The organism is Acetobacterium wieringae (genome assembly GCF_026646375.1).
GTDB lineage: Bacteria > Bacillota > Clostridia > Eubacteriales > Eubacteriaceae > Acetobacterium > Acetobacterium wieringae_A.
On the sequence record NZ_JAIPPU010000019.1, the window covers coordinates 1 to 23,627 of the forward strand.

The following is a 23,627-nucleotide window of genomic DNA, read 5'->3' on the forward strand; positions in this document are numbered from 1 at the left end:
ACCGACACGGGGATTTTCAGTCCCCTGCTCTACCGACTGAGCTATCTGGGCATATTATCAAATAGTTTCATTTATCTCCATTTTTGTTAAACGTTTAAAGTCCGACGCATAACATTGCCACGCCGTGGTTAATAACCCAATAATCGGAGAACTCCATTAACCTTGGGGCAGCAAGAAATTGCTATTCACTTTAAATGGCGACCTGGAAGAGACTCGAACTCTCGACCTCCAGCGTGACAGGCTGGCATTCTAACCAACTGAACTACCAGGCCGCATGTATAAAAATGGTGGTCGCAACAGGGCTCGAACCTGTGACCCCCTGCTTGTAAGGCAGGTGCTCTCCCAGCTGAGCTATGCGACCATCAGTTGAGATACAAGCGTTATTATACGGCAGTAAAAACTAATTGTCAACCATTTTTATCGATTTTTTTAAATTTATCTTTTTTCTGCGATTACCTGAATCCGTTCACCTTCATTGCTGCCTTGCATAAAGGTTCCAAAATCATAGTACTTCATATTCTTAAAGCCAATGTTGGCCAGACACCGATGGATGTCTTCAATGGTATAGAAATACTGTATCTGGGTCTCCTCATGGCGATTATAGGTGCCATTCTTATTCTTTTCAAAAAATGTCAGATTGAAATGCATCGCATTTTCATCAAAATGTGGCTCATTTTCCCAAACGCAAAAAATATCGTCCAAATCATAGACATAGGTATTATCCATAATGGTTTTTTTGTATTTTGTCACGGTATTAACATCAAAAAGCAAAATCCCTTCGCTTTCCAGGCATTCATAACTACTCAAAAAGAAGCTCTGTAAGGCTTCTAGATCGGGTAAGTAGTTAACACTATCACAGCAGGAAATAACCGCATCAAAGGTTTGATTAATCTGAAAATTACTCATATCGCCTAAATAGAACTGAATATTTTTAAGACCCATCCGATCTGCTTTTTCATCTGCCACGGTCAGCATTGTCTCAGATAAGTCGACTGCTGTCATATTAATTCCAGACAAGGCCAAATTGCAGGTGATATTTCCTGTTCCACAGCCAAATTCCATAACATTTTTTATTTCACGCTTGCAGTTTAAAAATAACCGCTGAATATAATCAGACCATTTTGAATAATCAATTTCTTTCATCAATTCATCATAAACCTGTGCAAATTCTTCGTACATTTTGGTTCTCCTCGTTAATAATTATTTGTGTAGTCGATCAGTTTCAGTGACGCTTCCAGACCTTTTAATAAAATCTGCTCGTCAAAATTGAATTCTGCAGTGTGCAGATTTTTATCAAACCCTTTTTCAGCATTCCCGGTTCCCAAACCAATATATAAGCCTGGTACTTCTTTCTGATAAAAAGAAAAATCTTCCGACAGCATGACTTTTCGAAATCGAACCTGGCTTTCTGGAGGGATTTGTTCTCTAAAAATCTGATAGAGCTTTTCATCGTTAATAACCGGCGGATACATTTCGACAAACTCCAGATCAACATTACAGCCGTGGGTCAGTTCTACGCCTTTAACAACTTCTTCGATCCGCCGGTGCAGTTTTTGATGGTTTTTTTCGCTGAACGAACGGATCGTCCCACCAAGTTTAACCTGATCGGCCACGACATTTACCCGGGTTCCTCCATTGAGTAAGCCAATGGAAATCACCACACTTTCCATGGGATTGGTGTTGCGACTGACAATACTCTGTAAACAGGTGATTAATGACGCACTGGCAACAATGGCATCCATTGACCGTTGTGGTTCCGCAGCGTGACCACTGACCCCATGCACGGTGATAAAAAACTCACTGTTCTGACCCATCATCGGCCCGGCTTTTGTTGCCAATTTGCCTTCTTGAATGAAAGGAAACAGATGATAACCAAAAATGGCTCTTACCGGATATTTTTTAAAGATCCCAGCATCAATCATCGGTTTTGCTCCCCCGGGTCCTTCTTCTCCAGGCTGAAAGATTAATAAAACACTTCTTTTTCGTTGATCAGGAAAATCGGCCAGATATTTAGCCAACAACAGGTTCATCGTCATATGTCCGTCGTGTCCGCAGGCATGCATCCATCCGGGATGTTGGGAAACATACTCGTGGTTGGCTTCTTCCTTGATGCAGAGGGCATCCATATCGGCACGAAAAGCGATGGCATCATCATTACACTGCCCCTTAATATAAAGTATCAGACCCGCTCCACAAACTTTTTCCGGCTGATATCCCAGATTGTTGAGATAACGGATCAGATATTTCTGAGTTTTTGGTAAATCAAATCCTTCTTCCGGTATGCGGTGGAGGTCGCGCCGTAATCGTATTGCTTCATTATGATATTTTTTTTCTATCTCACTATATAACATTTCGATCCTTCTAAGTTTTCTTTTTTCAAGCCGTTAAAACTCCAATCGATCATACCCTGATCGATAATAGAACACTTTTTAACGTATTGTTATGGTGTATGTATTGCCGTAATTTTCTTCATCAAATACAAATGCATCCTTTAAACCACTGGTAACGATAATCTTGTTTTCACTTGTGATAAAAATAGCGTCCACATCCGGTAGCGCTTCAACTTTTTTCAGCCCTCCATCCAACCCCAATAAAAACAACGTTGTCGATAGGCTATCCGCATCGATGGAAGCATTTGTAACCACAGTTACCTGAATCAATCCCGAATCCGCTGGATAGCCGGTAAACGGATTTAAAATATGATGGTACTTGTTTCCAGCGGCATCGACAAAATAGCGCTGATAATCTCCCGAAGTCACTACCGATCCATCTTTGATGGATAGCACCCCCAAATATCCATTGCCAGGATTCCTGGGATCTTCAACTCCAACCCCGAAATCGCTGTTATCAGCTTTGCCACCCATCACCAGTACATTCCCACCGAGATTAACAATCGCATGCTTCACGCCTTCGGATTTAAGAACCGCCATCACTTCATCAGCAATATAACCTTTGGCTATCGCTCCCAGATTCACAGACATCCCGGTGTCAGTTAAATAAACAGACTGATCATCTGGATTTAAGATAATTTTTGTATAGTCGATTTTTGCTTTTGCCGCATTAATTGCCTCCAGCGTAGGCGCTTCTTTAGTTTCTGGTGAGTGAATCCCCCAGAGATCTACGAGGGGACCGATGGTCACATCAAAATATCCACCGGAATTTTTAGAATAATCCAGACTCTTTTCGATAATACGATAAGTATCATCAGACACCGTAACTGGCTTGATCCCAGCATTCTCTTTAATCAGATCCAAATCACTACCGGTTTCAAAGGCAGTGAGAATGCTATTTAATGCTGCAATACGTTCAAACGGTTGATCCAACAACTGCTCATCCGACTCCCCAAAAAGAGTGATACTAACAAATGTATCCAGCAAAAAATCACTCCGGGAAATAGTTTTTCCTTGATTGCAGCCCGATAAACACCCAACCAGAAGTAAAAACACAATCCCAGTTCCAGTAATTCTCCATCCCCAATTTTTTTTGCCGATTTGCTTCATCTATCACACCTGTTCCTTTAACAAATAAATGTATTATACCAAAGTCTCTGAAAAAAAGCATAAAAAAATGGTAAAGACTTTACCATCCGGTTTTTTTCAGATAAAATAAGAGCGTTCTCAATAAAATTAAACGAGGTTTCCATGAAAAAAAATGAAATCATCATCATTGTCGGCTTACTTGCTGTCAGTTTAATCGGCATTGCCGCTTTTTATTTAATCAATGCAACGGACTCTCCCCTTTCGGTTCGAGTCACCCGTCAGGGCGAGGTTCTTGGCATTTTCCCCCTTTCAGAAGATCGCACCGAAACCTTTACGGATGCATCCGGTTTTAATACACTTGAAATTACGGACGGCTCTGCCAAAATGGTGGCGGCTGACTGTCCCGACCATATTTGTGTGAAAACCTATCCTATTTCCAGTCCCGGGGAAACCATTGTCTGTCTACCACACAAGCTGGTTGTGGAAGTCATCACCGGTGACTCCTGATGACTTCAAAAGCCTACCGACTGGTTATTCTCAGTCTTTATGTGGCAATGGCTCTGATTCTCAGTTATATAGAAAGCTTGATTCCACTGCCACTGCCTATTCCTGGAGCTAAAATCGGTCTACCCAATATTATTACCTTGGTCTCGCTGTTGACTCTGGGTTGGCCGCTGACTTTACTGGTGGTGATCGCCCGGATTTTTTTATCAGGCTTCCTCTTTGGTGGCGGCTTTTCGATTGTCTACAGTCTTGGAGGCGGCCTTCTAAGTCTACTGGTCATGAGTTTGTTGTTGCATTTTTTGAAAGACAAAATTTCAATTATCCTCGTCAGTGTTTTCGGGGCCATTTCACACAATCTCGGTCAGGTTATCGTGGCTGCCATTGTCGTGCAAACCACCAGTCTGCTGCTTTATTTTCTATTCCTGATGGTATTGGCCATTCCCACCGGAATTTTTATCGGCGTCACTGCCCGGGAGTTGATGCGTCTGCTTGGCAAAACCACCATCTTCTCAAAACTGAACCTGCCTCAAAAAAAATAGCCGATCAAAATTGACCGTCTATTTTATATGCTATAAAGCAGTACCGACAATTGTTACATCATGTTGTCCGCATCGGAGCGGACACGGCAAAGCCTGTCCGATTCTGCGCAAAGGCAACGAGCCAATCACAAGCTTGCTTGTAGTTGGCGACTGCCTGCGACCAATGCGAAAGGAGCAAAGCGGATTTCGCATGGCACAACGAACAACAGATTAACAATTGGTCGGTACGGTTGTTTAACAGCACCTTTATTAATCTTTAAATTTTGGTAAAGTGATTATAAATTCGGTACCTTCGCCTACCTGGCTCGATACGGCAACCGTACCACGGTTGTTGTGAACAATGTGTTTAACAATCGCCAGTCCCAAACCGGTACCCCCTTTTTCCTTGGAGCGACTCTTATCCACCCGATAAAACCGCTCAAAAATTCGATCAACATCTTTTTCCGGTATCCCATAACCATAATCCCGAACCTGGATAATAATATGCTCTTCTTGCTCCGCTATGGTGACCTCCACACGATTACCCGGCTCCGAATATTTGATGGCATTATCGATGAGATTGATCATCATCTGTCGGAATTCATCAGCGACGAACTCCAATTCAATCGATTCGTCACAGTTTAATATCAAAGTCATGGATTTTTCTTCGGCACACAACTTTAAAATATCAAAAATCTGCTTAATTTCCAGCTCGACGTGCAGCAACTCGAAACTTCTTTCAAATCCCCCTTTGTTTTCCAGATGCGATAAAACCAGAATATCATTGACAAGGCGACTGAGGCGATCACTCTCTTCATAAATAATCGAATAAAAGCGCTCCAACGTTTTCGGATCCGTGATTTGATTGACTTGAATGGTTTCGATAAAACCTTTGATGGTGGTAATCGGGGTTTTAAGCTCATGTGACACATTAGCCACAAAATCACGGCGCATTTTTTCGAGATTTTTCAACAGAGTGATATCTTCAAAAATAATAATATGACCGTTGATGCTATTATTTTCTTCGATATGGTTGATATAAACCCGCAAAACTTGATTTGAATGAATCCGTGATTCAAAGCTTAATTTTTCACTGGGATCGTTCTCCAGATAATTCATCAGTTCCAGAATAAAAGACTCCCGATAAACTTCCAGAATATTATGGCCAATCACATGTTCGTTTTTTGGAATCCGCAATACCTTCCGAGCCGCTTCGTTTAAATGAACAATGTGATGTTTTTTATCAATGGCAATGACCCCATGATTCATGTTGGACAAGATCGCAGTTAGTTCGGCATTCTTCTGGTTCATCTCCGTAAAAGAGTTGTTCAATTGGATTGACATCTGATTGAGCGATTCCACCAGCTCTCCGATCTGATCTTCCCGAATCATCGTCAGTTGCTGTCCATACTTGCCTGAGGCGATTTCTCTGGCAAAAACAGAGGCTTCTTCCAGCGGTTTCATTTCTCTGTTGATAAAGTAATTTATTAACAAAGTCGTTGCCATGATTGTGGTTAGGATCACAAAAATAATATTGTTGATCATTTCAAACATTGCATCATCCATGGCATTTACCGGCATCGATATACGTAGTACTGCCGCTACTTCCTTATCTTCATCAAAATAGGGGGTAGCGACATAGATCATTTCGTCCTTGATGGTATTGGAAAATCGCACCTCAGTTGTCTGTTCACCAGCCATTGCACCATGAATCTCCGGTCGATTTTTATGGTTTTCCAGTGCGCCCAAACCCTGAACGGATTCGTATATGACATCCCCCTGGGTGTTAATAATTGTCATCCGCACATTGGTACTTTGGGCAAAATTATCCAAGTTTTCTTTGTTTCCCGTTTCCAGAAAGTCCGGTAACAGGTAATCCTTAATATAGTTACTGCTCTTTTTGATGTTACTCTCAGTGTCGGCATAATAACTTTGACGATAGCTGATGGTAGTGAACAAACCACAGATTGTGATGCTGACAATAATTATGACAGTCAGTGAAATAGACAGACGTTTCTTCATCATGTGCTCCTATTTTTCAATAAAACGATAGCCAACCCCCCGGACGGTTTCGATATATTTTTTGCCATCTTCAGATTGTTCCTCGATTTTTTTTCTTAAATAGCGGATATGGACATCCACGGTGCGCGTTTCCCCATAATAGTCAAAACCCCAGATCTGATCCAGCAGCTGATCACGGGTCAAGACCTGGCCCCGGTGTTTGGCCAAAAAAACCAGCAGTTCATATTCCTTGAGGGTTAAGGATAGTTTTTCGCCATTTTGATAAACTTCAAAGGCCTTGGGATCGATTTGAAGATCCCCTACCACAATGGCTTCATCCTCCTTGGATAAAAGAATCTCCGTCCGTCTTAAAACTGCCTTGACCCTGGCACATAGTTCTTTGACACCAAAAGGCTTGGTAATATAGTCATCGGCACCAATTTCCAGCCCCAGCACTTTATCGAATTCCTCGCTTTTGGCGGTCAACATAATAATCGGAATGTATGAAATAACGTTATTGGCACGAATCTCCCGGCAAATGCTGATGCCATCTTTTCCCGGCAACATCAGATCCAGAATGATCAGATCCGGCAATACTTCCAGTATCTTTGCAATGGCTTGAGCGCCATCCTGAACGCCATCGACTTCAAACCCATGAGTTTCCAAGTTAAATTTAATCAGTTCATATATATTTAGTTCATCTTCGATTATCAATATTTTTTTCATTATGACTCCTTCATTTTTTGTATAATGAAATTATAACACATCCGCAAATTCAATTATGTAAATTTTTGATTAAATTGTAAACTATTACATAATTCTGAAAACGTTATAGAAAAAATAATGATTGTATTCTTTGTTCCTTCTTCATATAATGAATTTATCACATATAATCCTTTATCGCTAAATGAATTACTCCCCTTTTTCATTTAGAAAAACGAGCTGTTTCTTCTGAAGCGGTTCTTTTTTTTACAAAAAATTAAGACTGGCTGTCAAGCCAATCTTAGGATGTCGCTAAACTCCCGTACCGACCAATTTTTAATCTGTTGTTCGCCGCGCCATGCGAAATCCGCTTTGCTCCTTTCGCATTGGTCGCGGGCAGTCGCCAACTACAAGCCAGCTTGTGATTGGCTCGTTGCCTGCGCGTAAATCGGACAGGCGCTGCCGTGTCCGCTCCGATGCGTACAACATGATGTAAAAATTGTCGGTACTATGTTAGTACCATTTCTACAATTTCCGTCAAACCAAACGAATCGGTTTTCCTAGTTCTTCCGTTCCAGATTCCGTTTGGCCGTTTCCATCATCAGTTTGATGCGGTTTAACTGATTGACTTCACTGGCACCCGGATCGTAGTCGATGGGGGCAATGTTTGCCAGTGGGTATCTGTGACGGATCGGTTTGATCATTCCTTTTCCCATGACATGATTGGGTAGACAGGCAAAGGGCTGGACACAAACAATGTTTTCGACCCCATCATCGATCAGCTCCATCATTTCCGCCGTCAGGAACCAACCCTCACCGCCTTGATTTCCCAGGGAAATTAGTTCCTGGGCTTTTTTAGCCTTTTTCTCAATGGTCGAGGGAGCATGGAAGTGGGTGCTTGCTTCCAGCGCACTTTTCATATTTTTGCGGGAAAACTCCAGTAACTGAATAATTAACTTGGCTCTCTTCATTGATTTTCGCTTACCGGATAATTCTTCATATTTAAAGACCTGGTTGTAACAACAGTACAGGAAAAAGTCCATCAAATCCGGCATCACCACCTCAGCCCCTTCGGCTTCCAGCACTGCCTGAAGGTTATTGTTGGCAGTGGGGTGGTATTTTACCAGAATTTCGCCGACAATGGCCACCTTGGGCAATTTTTTATCACTTCGGGGCAGGGCATCAAATTCATTGACAATCGCCCGCACGTTTTCTTTGAAATCCCGGAGATTTCCGTTTTTCATGCCCGCTTTTATTTTTTTTCGCCAATGTTGGTATAATTCTTCAGTTGATCCGGGATGGAGCTCATAAGGTCTCGTACCACTGACAACCCGTTGCAGCAGATCACCATAAACAATCCCTACTAATAGCCGGGTCAGCAGCGGCAGACTGAGTTTAAACCCGGGATTCTTTTCCAGACCAATCGCACTCAGGGAAATTACCGGAATTTGAGACATTCCGGCTGATTCCAGGGCTTTTCTGATAAATGCCACATAATTGGAGGCCCGACAGGGTCCTCCGGTCTGAGTCATCAATACCGACACATTATCGAGATCATATTTTCCTGATTTCAGGGCGGCCATAATCTGCCCGGTAGTAATAATGGTAGGATAGCAGGCATCGTTATTAACATAGGTTAAGCCTTCATCAATGGCAGCATTATCCACGCTGGGCATCACTTCAATATGATAACCATATTTCTCCATGGCCTCTTCCAGAAAATCAAAATGGATCGGGGACATCTGCGGCGCCAGCAGGGTGTGATTCTTTTTCATCGCTTTGGTAAAGACCACCCGTTGTTTCATCGGAGTTGGTGCCACCACAATATTATTTTTTTCGCGTTCGATCATTGCCGCTTTGAGCGACCGCATCCGGATTCGGATGGCACCGAGATTATTGACCTCATCAATTTTAATCAGTGTATAAATATTACCGTGACTCTCCAGAATTTCCTGGGTTTGTTCCGAGGTCACCGCATCCAGTCCACAGCCAAAGGAGGTCAGTTGCACCAGCTCCAGAAAATCATGTTGATTGACCACCTCAGCCGCCTTATATAGACGACTGTGGTATTTCCATTGATCCAGAACCCGAAAACGCTCATCTGCTTTGGGATGATAAAGATGAGCAATCGCATCTTCAGTAAGCACCGCCATATCCAGACCCGTAATGATATGATCCAGACCATGATTGACCTCCGGATCGATATGATAAGGTCGGCCCGCCAAAACGATGCCTTTTTGCCCGGTCTCTTTTAAATAAGCAATGGTCTCTTCGCCTTTTTTCTCCATGTCCCGACGGAAGGCTTCTTTCTCAGCAGTGGCCGCCTTCATGGCAACGGCAATTTCCTGTTGATTGATGCCGTAAGCGCCAAAAATTTCAGCCAACCGTTCTTCCAGACGCTGATCATTGTCAAAGGGCAAAAAAGGATTCAAGAAAGTGATACCAACTTTTTGAACATCATCCTGATTATGCTTGATGGTTTCCGGATAGGACATGACAATCGGGCAATTGTACCAGTTATCGACGTCGTCAAATTCTTGTTCCTCGTAAGGAATACAAGGATAGAAAATCAGGTTAATGCCCTGATCCAGCAGCGCCTGAATATGACCATGGGCCAGTTTAGCCGGATAACAGACTGACTCTGACGGAATACTCTCCATGCCTTTTTCATAGATCTTGCGATTCGATTCCGGCGATAACACCACCCGATATCCCAGATGGGTAAAGAAGGTATGCCAGAAGGGATAATTTTCATAGAGATTTAGTACCCGGGGGATCCCGATACTGCCTCTAGGTGCTTCTGCTTCAACCAGCGAGGTATAATTAAAGATCCGCTGATACTTGTATTGATAGAGATTGGGCAGCTCGGCATTCTTTTTAACATTCCCTTCACCAATCTCACATCGATTTCCTGTAATATGACGACTGCCGTCGTTAAAGCGGTTAATCGTCAACAGACAATTGTTACTGCAGCCGCCGCAACGTTTGTGGCTGACTTCGACAGCAAAATCGTCCAGCGCTTCTACATCTAAAAGATGACTCCGTTCTCCAGGGAGATAATTTTCCCGGGCAATCAGCGCTGCACCAAAAGCGCCCATCAAGCCTGCGATATCCGGACGAATAACCTCTTTTTCGGTGATTTTTTCAAAAGTCCGCAGCACCGCCTGATTATTAAAGGTGCCCCCCTGAACAATGATATGTTCACCCAATTCTTTGGGGTTATGAATTTTTATCACCTTCTGTAAAGCGTTCTTGATAACCGAATAAGACAGACCGGCTGAGATGTCTCCGACTTCAGCCCCTTCTTTCTGGGACTGCTTGACCTTGGAATTCATAAAAACTGTGCAGCGGGTACCCAGATCCACCGGGTTTTCTGCCATCAAGGCAGCATCCACAAAGGCTTGCATGTCAAGATCCAGAGATTTGGCAAAGGTTTCTAAAAATGAACCACAACCCGAGGAGCAGGCTTCATTGAGAATGATACTATCGATGGTGCCATTTTTAATCTTCATGCATTTCATATCCTGGCCGCCAATATCAAGAATAAAATCAACCTCAGGACAAAAATATTTAGCCCCCTTATAATGGGCAATGGTTTCAATTTCGCCGATATCGATTTTTAGGGCTTTTTTGATCAGACTTTCACCATAACCGGTAACCGTCGACTTGCCGATATAGACATCAGTTGGCAGTGATTCGTAGATTTGTTTGATAATTTTGATCGACTGGGCCAGCGGACTGCCCTCGTTGCCACCATAATAACTGTACAGCAAGGCACCATCGTTATCAATGACAACCGCCTTGGTGGTGGTGGAACCCACATCGATTCCTAAAAAACAGCAACCCGAATGATCTTGTAACGCTCTTTTGACAACCTGGTTTTGATCATGTCGTTGCCGGAACTGCTGCAGTTCTTCCCGCGACCGAAACAGCGGCTCCAGCCGACCGACTTCATTTTCTGATACCGCATCAAGATTTTCCACTGCTTCAACCAGATCAGCAAAATTCATTGGCGCTTCTTTTTCAGCCGAATAAGCCGCCCCCATGGCAACAAAAAGATTGGATTTTTCTGGAAAAATAATCTGCTCCTCAGTCAGTTTTAGGGTTTCAATAAACCGCTTTCGTAATTCTGACAGAAAATAAAGCGGTCCCCCTAAAAAAGCCACATTCCCACGGATCGGATGACCACAGGCCAGGCCACTGATCGTTTGATTGACTACCGCCTGAAAAATTGACGCAGCAATATCGGCTTTCTCTGCCCCTTCATTGATCAGCGGCTGGATATCGGTTTTCGAAAAAACCCCGCAGCGGGAGGCAATCGGATAAATCATCGTATGGGTTTTGGATAATTCGTTGAGTCCCTCAGCATCGGTTTTTAAAAGCGTTGCCATCTGATCGACAAAGGCGCCGGTGCCCCCGGCACAGGTACCATTCATTCGCTGTTCAATGGTACCGGAAAAAAAGGTGATCTTGGCATCTTCACCACCCAACTCAATAGCCACCTCGGTTTGGGGAATAACCCGTTCCACCGCCAGTGTACTGGCGACCACTTCCTGAACAAAGGGAATGCCAAGCCATTGAGAGATCATCAGCCCACCGGAACCGGTGACACAAACCCGAGTCTGTAAATCTCCCAGTTTTTGGTAGGTTTCTTTTAAAAGATTGATGATAGTGACCTTGATGTTTGACAAATGACGCCGGTATTCCTCAAAGATGATTTCGTTTTTTTTGTCAATCACCACCACCTTAATGGTGGTGGAGCCGATGTCGATGCCCATTTTATAATTGCTTTTCATGTTATTTTATGACCTCTTCTCTAACCCGTCGGTTCTTATCTTTTCGTTCATCTGAATTTAATCATATGACTGATATAAGGGTTTAACCCGACGATATAATTGCTTATATAATTTACTATAAATTTCTGTATATATTATTGCATTTTCCGGGTTGGGCTGAAAAATCCTGGATTTTCTAATCATCGCCGCACTGGCAGTGTGAATGTCCGGATAATGATTTATACCCACAAAGGTGGCGATGGCTGCGCCTAAACCGGTGGTCTCAAAGGTCTGAACCCGGTATACCGGCCGATTAAAAATATCGGCCATAATCTGAGCCACTCCATCGCTGCGGGAGCCCCCGCCGGACAGCCCAACAGCCTGAATCGGCACCTTGGTTTTGCGTTCAATCCGTTCTACCCCTTCCAGCAAGGCGTAGCCCAGACCTTCAACGATAGCCCGGTAAATATGGCGCTTGTCATGACCCTCACTAAAGCCGATAAAGGTTCCCCGGGCTTCAGGCCGAAAAGCTTCGCGACCCCAATAAGGCTGATGAACCAAGCCATCCGCTCCTGGCCGGGTCGTTTCGAGATAGCCCTCCAAAACCTCATGGATCGCTTGGGGATCAGACTGATCAAGAAATTCCCGGATATACCAATCGATCATCCAAAATCCGTGATAAATGGTTACTTCAGGATTATACGCGTCATTTTCCACCGCTGCAAAGGAAGGGTAGAAGGGATAAAGCTCCACATATTTTTTTGTGGTTACCTCCACCGTTGATTGTGTACCCAGTGAAATACTGGCGATCTCCGAGGTCAAGGCCCCGACACCAACGGTTTCACAGCCTTTATCTGTTCCTGAAGCAACAATCGGCAAACCCAACGGTAGACCAGTAGCTGCGGCGGCAGTTGCCGTCAGATACCCGATGACTTCGCAGGAGTCGGTCAACTCATAGCATTTTTCCGGCTCAACCTGAAGAATCTGGGTTTTGACGTTATACTTGCCACACCACTGTTTCTTTTTCGTGTCAAAGGGCAGATGACCGGCCGTGTTGGAACGGCTGTCAGCTATTTTCCCTGTTAAACGACTCAAAAAATAGGTCGAAAGAAAAACGACCTTATCTGCATTAGCCCAGATTTCCGGTTCCTGAACCTTGATCCAGTTGACATGGGCAGTTTTACTGAAGGATTTGGCGTAGCTGCTAAACCCAATACATTTAAAAAGCAGCGCATAGGGCCAGGGATAGGGCAACGGTTCGGCTAGTTCCCGACGATCCAACCAACTGATAAAATTCCGCAGCGGTTCACCCTCTTCATCAACCACCGTGATAACATCCCGCTGACAGGACACCGTCATTCCCTGAATGGTCAAAAACAGCGCAGGTGTCATTTCCTTAAGCTCCAAAACCACTTTGACCAAGGCCTTCCAGAACATTTCTGGAGCAGCTTCTTTCCACTGGAAATGTTTCGAATAATAGCCCTTGAACACTTCTTCGCTTTTAGCCAGCTCATTACCGGACTCATCAAAAATAATTCCCCGAAGTCCTCGGGTACCGCAATCGATAGTTAAAACTGAATTCTTATTTAGCATGCTTTTAATGTTGTCCAAAATCCATTCTCCCGACATCAACTCATTTCGTATCATTATACCAAATAGTTTGAAAGTGTAAAACAAAAAGCGTTGAATAAAAAGAATTTACTTTTTATTCAACGCCTAGTTTATCGTAAAAATACTGTGTCGACAAAAGGCTATATCAATTGCTTTTGTCTACTATTCGTTTTACAGTTTGATGTCTTTAAAATCCTTAACCTGTTTGGTGATGGCAATTTCGGTTGGTAGCCGTTCAATGCTGGATGCGCCAAAGAAGCCGCAAACCCCAGTCGTTCGATCAAGGACATACTTGGCATCTTCCGGTTCAGCCACCGGGCCACCGTGAACAATGACCATAATGTCCGGATTAATGGCTTTGCCTGCGTCACAGATCTCCTGGGTCAGCTTGACACAGTCATCCAGGGTTTTCGCAGTCCCTGCCCCGATACTGCCCTTGGTGGTCAGTCCCATATGGGCAACCAGGACATCGGCACCAGCTTTGGCCATTTTTTCAGCCTCTTCGACATTGAAAACATAGGGCGTCGTGACCAGATCCAGTTCATGAGCTTTCTTTATCATCTCCACTTCCAGATCATAACCCATATTGGTTTCTTCCAGATTTTGACGGAAGACCCCATCGATTAAGCCGACGGTCGGGAAATTCTGTACGCCTGAGAACCCGGCTTCTTTGACCTGTTTTAAAAACATTTCCATATCTCTAAACGGATCGGTGCCGCAGACGCCAGCTAAAACCGGTGTATCTTTAACAATCGTTACCACTTCTCGGGCCATATCCATCACAATGGCATTGGCATCGCCATAAGATAACAACCCGGCTAAAGAACCCCGGCCAGCCATCCGATACCGGCCAGAATTGTAGATAATAATCAGGTCAACGCCACCGGCTTCAGCGCATTTGGCCGAAATCCCTGTTCCTGCTCCAGCGCCAACCACCGAAATTCCGTTAGCTTCCTGTTCTCTTAACCGTCTTAGTACTTCTTCTCGTTTTATTGCCATGTTATTTTCTCCTTTAAACGTTCTTTGCTTCAATCATCGTAATCAATTTCTCTGCCATCGCCAAAGCAAAGGCTTCGTCGTTGATATCGGTATCCATTTCGACCAGTTCGACTTTATCGTCGATATTAGCCCGTAATTGGGCAAACAATTCGGCATCTTCTTCCGGACCGTAAAATGGTGCACCTTCCACATCAATGGCAGAAACCCCTTTTAGTGGAATAAATAGGGCAACCGGGCCGGTGGCCATGTTTAACTTGCTGGCAATGATTTTTCCCATCTGAGAACACTCAGAAACAGTGGTTCTCATCAGGGTGACGCTGGCATTATGTTTATACAGGTTACGATCTTTATATTTTTCAGGAACAGTTTCAATGGCTCCAAAATTGACCATATCGAGTGCCCCCACCGAAACAACCTCAGGGATTCCCGCCTTGGCTGCCGCTTCCAGTCGGGTTGGTCCCGCTGTGAAGACCCCGCCAGCTACCTCATCGCACCACTCGGTGGTCGTGGCATCAAATACACCTTTGATAAAGCCCGCTTCAATCAAGCTTTCCATGGCCATCCCACCAGCACCGGTAGCGTGGAATACCAGCACCTCATAACCCTGATCTTCCAGATACTCTCTGGCTGTGGTAACACAAGGCGTAGTGACACCAAACATGGTGGCTGCCAGCAATGGTTTTTCTTCCTTAAGCTCAGGAATATCAAAACTGGCCATCCCAGCGATGGCATTGGCGGCATTGGCCAAAATATGATTGGAGATGCTGTTGATCCCGGAAATATCGACCACCGAATACATCATCGTGATGTCTTTTTCACCAACATAGGGACGGGTGTCACCTGAAGCCACGGTGGATACCATAATCTTCGGCACACCAACTGGCAGACTTCGCATTGCAAAGGTACCGATGGTGGTTCCGGCCGATCCCCCCAAACTGATAACGCCGTCAACCTTTCCCTGGTCATACAACTCTCTGGTAATTTTTGCTGCCCCGGCCATCATCACGTCAATACCCAAGCCCCGATCATGTTGCTGCTGCAACTCATCTAAAGATGATCCCCCGGCTACAGCAACCGCTTCACTGGTGATGTCCGGCTCAAACAACGGCTCGCCCATCACCCCACAGTTGATTGTGGTGGTGTTTAAGCCCTGCTTTTCAATCAATTCCTTAATAAACTGGAATTCATGACCCTTGGTATCAAAGGTTCCGACGATTAACACGTTTTTCATTCCATGCCCCCCTTGTGATTTTTTACTTAACTTACTTGATTTGTAATTACTTTGAACAAATCTCATTTTATTAAGTCGCTTTGAATTTAATTCATTATTTAAATTCATTAAATACGCAAGGTTTATGCCAAAAATTAAAATGCTCAAATCCACTGTTTCCGCTATTCAATATGAATCAGCGGGCAATCGATTTCTCAGATAAATGTCGAATGGGTAATATTTTCTCAAATCGAGTAAATATTACCCATTCATTCAATCCACCGATTCCGATTCTGTCGATAAATTGTATTTCATGATTTTATTATAGAGGGTTCGTCGTGAAATACCGATCCGTTGGGCTGCTTCGGTTCGGTTCCATTGACAGGCTTTAAGAATTTCTAGAATATAATTGCTTTCCAGATGTTCCTTACTTGTTGTCAGCATTTCTGCCCCGTGCATAGCAAGCGCCTGTGATTGTTTGATCCTCGATTTTGGCTTATGCAATTCTTCCACTACCATGTCATCCCGTCTAATGTATTTTCCTTCACTGAGGATCACCGCCCGTTCCAGAACATGCTTCAGTTCGCGAACATTGCCCGGCCAGGGGCATTCCATCAGATAGGCCATTGCGTCCGGAGCCAATCGTTTTTCTTCCAGTTGATATTTTATTTTGAATTCGTCCAAAAAGCGATTGCATAAAAGTGGAATGTCCTCGGTATGCCGCCGTAGCGGTGGGGTATTGATTTCCACCACATTTAGCCGGTAGTAAAGATCCTCCCGAAAATGATTTTCAGCTACCGCCTGTTTAATATCGACATTGGTGGCACAAACAATCCGCACATCAACAAAAATAGTTTTTTCGCCGCCAACCCGTTCAAACTCCTGTTGCTGGATGATCCGCAGTACCTTCGCCTGGAGATCGACATCCATTTCCCCAATCTCATCCAGAAACAGAGTACCATGATTGGCCAGTTCAAATTTCCCCAACCGCCGCTTATCCGCCCCAGTAAACGCACCCTTTTCATGGCCAAACAATTCACTTTCCAATAAATTTGGTGGCAAAGCGGCGCAGTTTACCTTGATCAACGGACCCAGACAACGTTTACTGTTAAAATGCAGCGCCTTGGCCACCAGTTCTTTACCGGTTCCACTTTCTCCCTGAATTAGCACATTAACATCCTTATCGGCCACCTTATTGATCAATTCATACATATCCTGCATAATTACACTTTGCCCGACAATTTCATCAAACCCCCGCTTTTTGAGCAACTCTTTCTTTAAGTGTTTATTTTCCTGTTTTAATTTATAATAGTTTTTAAACTTGTCGGTAGTTTCCGAAATCGCCAGTTCAGTGGGAATCCGCTCAAAGCTGGAGCCACCGATATAACCGATAGTCTGGGAGTTTTTATAAAAATAATAGGCATCCTCCGGCGAATTGATCGGCCCTCCATAAATCATCTTGTAGGTACGGGGATTAATCTCATCGACGGCCGCAAAAATTGCTTCTGTCATCTCCAGACATTCATTAATGGTGGAAAATACCTTGCCGGATTTCTCACCACCACGGGTCCAGCCAAAATGGGCACAGACAACATCCACCCCTGCCAGTGTCATCGCACGGGCCTGGATCTCATTAAAAACAAAAGCAATGGTGAATAGGTTAGCGGCCACTGCCTTAGTCATAAATTCAATTTCCTGCTCATAACCCAGACCCTTCTCCTCCAACCATTCCCTGAATTGCCCGTCAATCAATCCAACGGTAGGAAAATTATTGACGCCGCTAAAACCCAGATCCCGGACTTTTTGAATCAATTCCTGATGGGTGTAATTGGGGTCGGTGGCATTAATCCCACAGATCACGGCCCGATCTTTGAGTTTTGGCAGTATCTCCCGGCTGGAAAAATCAAACACCAATTCATTACTGTTGGAAAATGGCATCATACATCCAATCGACGGAATGCCCGCCGAACGAAAGCGACCAGCACTGAGGGCCAACAACAAATCAGCCCCGCCCTTAACCGCCTGCTTGGCAAAAAGACCCGATCCCACCGCCACCCCGATCACCGGTTTATTCATTCTTAAACTATTATGGATCATTTTTTCGATGGCTTCTTTTTTCTTCATGGTATTCTCCCACTGAAAACTTTACTCTCATTATACAATCCCCGGGCAAAAAACGCAAAAAGACTATTGCAGAGTCCTGCAATAGTCTTAACTTACATTTGTGATTTACTAAATCTATAAGCCGAGTTCTGTTTAAATAGTCATCTATCTCGATTTATTGTTACCAATAAATTCTAGCGACCTACCATAGGATAACGACGAGCAGCCGTCTTTTACGATCCGTTCTTGGTCTTGCTCCAGGTGGGGTTTACATAGCCGATGTGTTACCACACCGCTGGTGAGCTCTTACCTCACCCTTTCATCCTTACCATTACTGGCGGTATACTTTCTGTTGCACTTGCCTTAGAGTCGCCTCCACCGGGTGTTACCCGGCACCCTGCTCTTTGGAGCTCGGACTTTCCTCAACCGGATTACTCCGGGTGCGACTATCTGATTTACTAAATCGTTACATTATACACTATCTTTATATAAGTTTCAAGCCTTTTTTCATTGATCATCAACCAAAACATAATCAATTCGTTGAATTTTCTCTATAAATTTTAATAGATAAAGCAATACTGACAATTGTTAGCTCACGTTGTTTGCCTCAAAACAGACACGGCGATAGTTTTCGTACATGCAACGAGCCAATCACACGCTTAATTGTCGTTGGCGACTGCTCACACAAAATAAGAAATTTTTCATTTCGTATTCATGCCCGAGCTATGCGCATACAACGGATTAACATTTAGTCGGTACGGCATCTCAACGTTTGCCTTAATTGCTCAATAGTTCACGATAAAATCCCGGGACGTTTCAGCCACAATCATGTCCGGACACGTTCCTGACAGACTGGATGCCAGCATTTGCCCAATACAAGCCGTTACCCATTTCTCAGTGCCGTAATGACCAGCATCGAGCACCCAGATGTTGTTTTCGAGAGCCCGTTGCCCGTCGTGATGTTTGAGATCCCCGGTAATCAGCACATCGGCTCTTTTTGCTTTGGCCAGCCCGATCATGTCCGATCCGGCGCCGGAACAGATGGCCACCCGTCGCACAATCTCCGGAATCTTACCGGCCCCTCTTAAAACTGGCAGATCAAGACGCTTTTTAATATCATTAATAAAATCAGCAGCATCGAGCGGCTGACTTAATATCCCAATTTTACCCAGTCCGTTTTCATTGATCAAATCCCCGTTTTCCAGCGGGATCACATCATAGGCCATCGCTTCGTAGGGATGATTTCTTTTTAGGGCCGCGATCAGATTCTTTAATTCTGGTGCTGCCACAATGGCTTCAATCCGATCTTCCGAAACGCTGGTCATCTTATCCACCGCGCCAATAAATGGCTTGGCACCTTCCCTCGGGCGAAAGGTTCCAGTGCCGGATGATCGATACGTACAATAATCATAATCACCGATAGCCCCGGCGCCATTTTTCCCAAAAACCTCAATAATCTTATGACTGGCTTCCACCGGTGTAAAAACTACCAGCTTATAATACCTCACCGGATTTGAGGGTTCCAAGGTTTTAATTTTTTCAAGGCCGATGATTTCGGCCAAATAGTGGTTAAGACCCTTGGCGGCTTTATCCAAATTGGTATGGGCCACATAAACAGCAATGTCATTTTTGATCAATTGGGCAATCATTTGGCCTTTTTCGCCGTCACATGATACGGTTTTTAAACCATTAAAAATAAATGGATGATGGGCAATAATCAGATCAGTCTTTTTCGTAACCGCTTCATCAACTACATCAGCCGTAACATCCAGAGTCAACAGAATCCGGTTGATGCTCTGTTGCCGTGATCCGACTTGAAGTCCGACGTTATCCCAGCTTTCAGCCAGTCTTTCCGGAGCCAGGGCTTCAATAGCCTGGATAATTTGATTTAGTTTGACAGACATTTTTTCACCTCATTCAGTTTTTCGATAAACATACTGCTTTCCTGAAATTGTTTGGCCGCCACCGCCGAGGTTCTTCCCCGGGTACTGCTCACAATCTGCTGTTCCAAAAATATTTTTCGGTCAATCAGAGCGCCCAGCAACGGATGTCGGTGCTTATAATATTCAAAACCCAATTCATATTCCAATGGTGTGGTAACGATCATCGCTCCTGGTTCGGCCACAATGATCTCATAAACCCGATCGCCTTCCCGGGCCAGATCTTCTCGGGTAATTAAAAAACCCGCTGTTTCCAGATATCTTCGTAAGACTGCCTGATTATTCATTGGCTGTAGAACCAGTTTTTTTGTCGCCCTGGCGACATCCGGCTGCGCTTCCAGCAAATCCCGGATCAGAAGTCCTCCCATTCCCGCCATAACAACAACCTCAACCTCGCCGGGTTTAAGCACAGAAAGACCCGAACCAAGTCGGGTCTCGATCTGTTTTTGCAATTGTTGTGCAATGATAATTCTTTCAGCTTTTTTCAGCGGCTGCTGGTTGATGTCACCGGCGATGGCTCCGGAAACAACATTTTTTTCCACCAGGTACGCTGGCAGGTAGCCATGATCGGTACCAATATCTGCCATCGATTCGGCTCCGGCCACACAACCGGCAATCACCGCAAGCCTCGGACTTAATTTTATCTTCATTTTAGGTTAAGTAGTCCTTCAATTTCTTGCTGCGGCTGGGGTGTCTCAATTTACGCAGCGCCTTGGCTTCAATCTGTCGAATTCGCTCCCGGGTGACGTTAAACTCTTTGCCGACTTCTTCCAGCGTTCGAGCTCGACCATCATCGAGACCAAAACGTAATCGCAGTACCTTTTCTTCCCGTTCAGTGAGCGTATTTAATACTTCGATCAGTTGTTCTTTCAGTAGTGCATAGGATGCCGCTTCAGCGGGTGCTGGGGCCTCTTCATCGGGAATAAAATCACCCAAATGGCTGTCTTCTTCTTCACCAATCGGAGTTTCCAAGGAAACCGGATCCTGGGCAATTTTCTGAATTTCCCGAACTTTTTCTTCGGAAAAGCCCATTTCCTTACCAATTTCTGCGGGGGTTGGTTCACGCCCATATTCCTGTAGTAATTGCCGGGAAACCCGGATCAATTTATTGATGGTCTCGACCATATGCACCGGGATTCGGATCGTTCTGGCCTGATCGGCGATGGCCCGGGTAATCGCCTGGCGAATCCACCAGGTAGCATAGGTACTGAATTTAAAACCCTTGGTATAATCAAATTTCTCAACCGCCTTGATCAAGCCGAGGTTTCCTTCCTGGATCAGATCGAGAAACGACATACCCCGTCCCACATAACGCTTAGCGATACTGACGACCAGCCGCAGGTTGGCTTCAGCCAATTCTTTCTTGGCCATCTCATCGCCCGCTTCCATGCGACGAGCCAATTCCATTTCTTCATCACCGGTCAATAAGGGCACCTTCCCGATTTCTTTTAAGTATAAGCGAACCGGATCATTGACACTAACTGAATCTGCCAATTCCAATTCTTTTTGGTTCTCTTCCTCAAGTTCAGCCGCTTCCAAGGCTTCAAGTTCGAGATCGGTAAAGGCGATTTCGATCCCTTCTTTTTGCAGGTACAGATAGATTGAATCAATTTCTTCAGGGTCAAGATCCGCCTTATCCAGAATTTCTTCAAAATCGTGGTTATTTAAATTTCCTTTTGATTTTCCCCGCTTTAACAGCTGCTGCACCTCCGGCATCAGCTCAATGGCGACTTTTTCGATTTCAATGATGTCGTCGTCAATATCGATGATCACATCGTCGGTTTTTGCTTTCTCGAGTTTCATTTTAGTGCCTCCCGTTTTCTTTCATCATTTTCTTAATCTCTATGAGTTGATTGGTGAGCCGTGCCACCTCATCGTCATTACCAGTAGTTGACTCCCGCTTAATTTTTTCGGAAAGTCGGTCGAGTTGAGCTTCATTATAAAATCGATTCATTATTTCCAAAGCATCTTGATAATCTGACCGGGAGACTTCATCCTCGTTCATCATGAACTCAACTAATTTTTTAACTTCATTGGAATCTTCAAAATGTGACATAATCTGATTAACTTCAATCCGACTGCCGGTTTTCCGCTTTTCTAAAAGAACGTTGAGTAGTTCCTGATAGAACGAGTCGGTAAGAAAATCAATCGGAAAGTCGTCAACCATTTCCGTTTTTTTTAAACAGTAGCGAATCGCTACTTCCTGAGCATTTTGATATGCCCTGGGAATTTTTTGTGGCATTACCACACTATGGGTCGCTTCATTCAGCTGAATCGAATTATCTGAGCGTTTTTTTGAGCGCATAACCTCACGTCTTATCACTTCCTGATTGATCCCCGTTTCACCAGCCACCATTTTGCTATAGTAATCAATTTCCAGCGATGTTTCCAGCTGCTTTAGCACTTTAATTGCTTCATTACCATAGCGAAGCCGTCCATCGGTTTGGGAAAGATCATTATGCTTTTTTAGTAATCCCAATTCGTATTCAACAATGGTTAAAGCCTTGGCGACCGCATCCAAAAATGCCTGTTGACCATATTTTTGGACAAAGGAATCTGGATCCTCATTGCTCGGCAAGTTTAATATTTTAACATTTAAGTTGGTCTTTTTCAAGATATTCATGGCTTTTTCTGTTGCCGATTTCCCTGCACTGTCGCCATCAAAGGCAATGATCACCTCATTGGCATAGCGCTCCAGAATTTTTCCATGAAAGGGGGTAAAGGCCGTTCCCAATGCTGCTACGGTATTTTTGATCCCTTTTTCATATAAAGAGATCACATCCATGTAACCTTCCACAATCAATATCTGCCCATCTTCCAAAAAGTTTTTACAATGGTTGAGATTATAAAGCTCATAACTTTTGGAAAAAATTGAGGTTTCCGGGGAGTTCAGGTATTTGGGCCCATTTTGTCCGGTTACCATCAGACGACCGCCAAACCCAACTATCTGCCCCCGGGGATTAACGATGGGAAACATAATCCGACTGCGAAAACGATCGTAATGTCGATTATTTTCAGACGCCAGAACTAATCCCGAATCCAGCATCTCTGCCACAGAAAAACCTTTGGTCTTGAGAAAATCGGTCAATCGGCCCCAGTCTTCACTGGCATAACCTAACCCAAATTCTCGGATGGTTTCCTGACTGATACTACGCTGACTTAAGTAGTCCCGGGCAGATGGCATCGTTTTTAAAATTTTATAATAATAGTTGGCGGCCTGCCGATGCAATTCATAGAGGCGATTCTTTTTTTCATAGGCCTGGTGGTCTTCCTGCTGATTCTGTTTTTCCGGTAAAACCATATTTGCGCGAGTGGCCAGAAATTTAAGGGCATCCATGAACGGCAATTTTTCCATTTCCATAATAAAGGTAATCACATTGCCTCCGGCTCCACAACCAAAACAATGATACAGCTGCTTTTCCCGGGATACCGTGAAGGACGCTGTTTTTTCATTATGAAACGGACATTTTCCTTTGAATGAGTTGCCCACCCTCTTTAAGGTCATGTAACCCGAAGTCACATCCACAATATCATTGGCGTCAATGACAGATTGGATCACTTCTTCGGAATAGTAAGTAGTCATTAGTTTTTTCCTTTTGTAAAATAAAGTCTTGACTCTTTAAGGGTCTATTATCTCTATTCTAAGTAAAATGCAATTCTCCTTGTTTTAATATCCTTTATTTTTATATTTAAACAAAAATAAAGTTTCATTAATCTTTTAAAAAATCGTTATCGATGGATAATAGTTGATTATTTGGGTAATAAAAAATTAATCACAATAATAT

General features: G+C 44.0%; 16 protein-coding genes, 2 tRNA genes and 1 other RNA gene. 2 read left to right on the forward strand and 17 right to left on the reverse strand.

The genetic code is table 11. The features are described 5' to 3' along the window. Nucleotides 1-195 precede the first annotated feature (195 nt). The 5 genes from Q7P33_RS15275 to Q7P33_RS15295 form a co-directional block, all read right to left on the reverse strand. Nucleotides 196-272, reverse strand: a tRNA-Asp gene (locus Q7P33_RS15275). Between the two features lie 13 nt (nucleotides 273-285). Continuing rightward, nucleotides 286-361: transfer RNA gene (locus Q7P33_RS15280), tRNA-Val, on the reverse strand. A gap of 74 nt (nucleotides 362-435) precedes the next feature. After that, complete coding sequence (locus tag Q7P33_RS15285; protein ID WP_303871610.1) at nucleotides 436-1,179, reverse strand: class I SAM-dependent methyltransferase; 744 nt, start codon at nucleotides 1,177-1,179, stop codon at nucleotides 436-438. 14 nt (nucleotides 1,180-1,193) lie between these two features. Next, nucleotides 1,194-2,351: a M20 family metallopeptidase gene (locus tag Q7P33_RS15290; protein WP_303871611.1), complete on the reverse strand. Its 1,158-nt coding sequence runs from the start codon at nucleotides 2,349-2,351 to the stop codon at nucleotides 1,194-1,196. 78 nt (nucleotides 2,352-2,429) lie between these two features. Further along, complete coding sequence (locus tag Q7P33_RS15295) at nucleotides 2,430-3,500, reverse strand: FAD:protein FMN transferase (protein WP_303871612.1); 1,071 nt, start codon at nucleotides 3,498-3,500, stop codon at nucleotides 2,430-2,432. A 141-nt stretch (nucleotides 3,501-3,641) separates the two neighbouring features. Between Q7P33_RS15295 and Q7P33_RS15300 the strand changes: the two genes are divergently transcribed. Beyond that, the gene (locus Q7P33_RS15300) at nucleotides 3,642-3,986 is read left to right on the forward strand and encodes a NusG domain II-containing protein (protein WP_303871613.1); all 345 of its coding nucleotides are present in this window, start codon (nucleotides 3,642-3,644) and stop codon (nucleotides 3,984-3,986) included. Further along, nucleotides 3,986-4,522 carry a Gx transporter family protein gene (locus tag Q7P33_RS15305; RefSeq protein WP_303871614.1) on the forward strand — a complete coding sequence of 179 codons (537 nt, stop codon included), beginning with the start codon at nucleotides 3,986-3,988 and terminating at the stop codon, nucleotides 4,520-4,522. The genes Q7P33_RS15300 and Q7P33_RS15305 overlap by 1 nt, the downstream gene beginning before the upstream one ends. 249 nt (nucleotides 4,523-4,771) lie before the next feature. On the opposite strand, the gene Q7P33_RS15310 is transcribed toward Q7P33_RS15305, so the two are convergent. From Q7P33_RS15310 to dnaG, 12 genes are all read right to left on the reverse strand, one after another. Further along, nucleotides 4,772-6,526, reverse strand: a complete 1,755-nt coding sequence (locus Q7P33_RS15310; protein WP_303871615.1) for an ATP-binding protein — start codon at nucleotides 6,524-6,526, stop codon at nucleotides 4,772-4,774. A gap of 6 nt (nucleotides 6,527-6,532) precedes the next feature. Next, nucleotides 6,533-7,228: a winged helix-turn-helix domain-containing protein gene (locus Q7P33_RS15315; protein WP_303871616.1), complete on the reverse strand. Its 696-nt coding sequence runs from the start codon at nucleotides 7,226-7,228 to the stop codon at nucleotides 6,533-6,535. Between the two features lie 536 nt (nucleotides 7,229-7,764). Continuing rightward, a complete protein-coding gene (locus Q7P33_RS15320) occupies nucleotides 7,765-12,000 on the reverse strand; it encodes a 2-hydroxyacyl-CoA dehydratase (protein ID WP_303871617.1) in 4,236 nt (1,411 codons plus the stop codon). Between the two features lie 57 nt (nucleotides 12,001-12,057). Next, complete coding sequence (locus tag Q7P33_RS15325) at nucleotides 12,058-13,572, reverse strand: FGGY-family carbohydrate kinase (RefSeq protein ID WP_303871618.1); 1,515 nt, start codon at nucleotides 13,570-13,572, stop codon at nucleotides 12,058-12,060. A 189-nt stretch (nucleotides 13,573-13,761) separates the two neighbouring features. Next, nucleotides 13,762-14,589, reverse strand: coding sequence for a phosphoenolpyruvate hydrolase family protein (locus Q7P33_RS15330; protein ID WP_303871619.1), 828 nt, complete (start codon nucleotides 14,587-14,589; stop codon nucleotides 13,762-13,764). A gap of 13 nt (nucleotides 14,590-14,602) precedes the next feature. Next, complete coding sequence (locus Q7P33_RS15335) at nucleotides 14,603-15,820, reverse strand: Tm-1-like ATP-binding domain-containing protein (protein WP_303871620.1); 1,218 nt, start codon at nucleotides 15,818-15,820, stop codon at nucleotides 14,603-14,605. Between the two features lie 252 nt (nucleotides 15,821-16,072). Next, entirely contained in the window at nucleotides 16,073-17,923 is a 1,851-nt protein-coding gene (locus Q7P33_RS15340; protein ID WP_303871621.1) for a phosphoenolpyruvate hydrolase family protein, read from the reverse strand. Between the two features lie 101 nt (nucleotides 17,924-18,024). Beyond that, nucleotides 18,025-18,364, reverse strand: an RNA gene (gene rnpB, locus Q7P33_RS15345) — RNase P RNA component class A. A 323-nt stretch (nucleotides 18,365-18,687) separates the two neighbouring features. Continuing rightward, a complete protein-coding gene (locus Q7P33_RS15350; RefSeq protein ID WP_303871622.1) occupies nucleotides 18,688-19,806 on the reverse strand; it encodes a Nif3-like dinuclear metal center hexameric protein in 1,119 nt (372 codons plus the stop codon). Then, nucleotides 19,791-20,492: a class I SAM-dependent methyltransferase gene (locus Q7P33_RS15355; protein ID WP_303871623.1), complete on the reverse strand. Its 702-nt coding sequence runs from the start codon at nucleotides 20,490-20,492 to the stop codon at nucleotides 19,791-19,793. Before Q7P33_RS15355 ends, Q7P33_RS15350 begins: the two co-directional genes overlap by 16 nt. 1 nt (nucleotide 20,493) lies before the next feature. Then, nucleotides 20,494-21,558, reverse strand: a complete 1,065-nt coding sequence (gene rpoD, locus Q7P33_RS15360) for an RNA polymerase sigma factor RpoD (RefSeq protein ID WP_148637578.1) — start codon at nucleotides 21,556-21,558, stop codon at nucleotides 20,494-20,496. Between the two features lie 88 nt (nucleotides 21,559-21,646). Then, the gene (gene dnaG, locus Q7P33_RS15365) at nucleotides 21,647-23,425 is read right to left on the reverse strand and encodes a DNA primase (protein WP_303871624.1); all 1,779 of its coding nucleotides are present in this window, start codon (nucleotides 23,423-23,425) and stop codon (nucleotides 21,647-21,649) included. Nucleotides 23,426-23,627 lie beyond the last annotated feature (202 nt).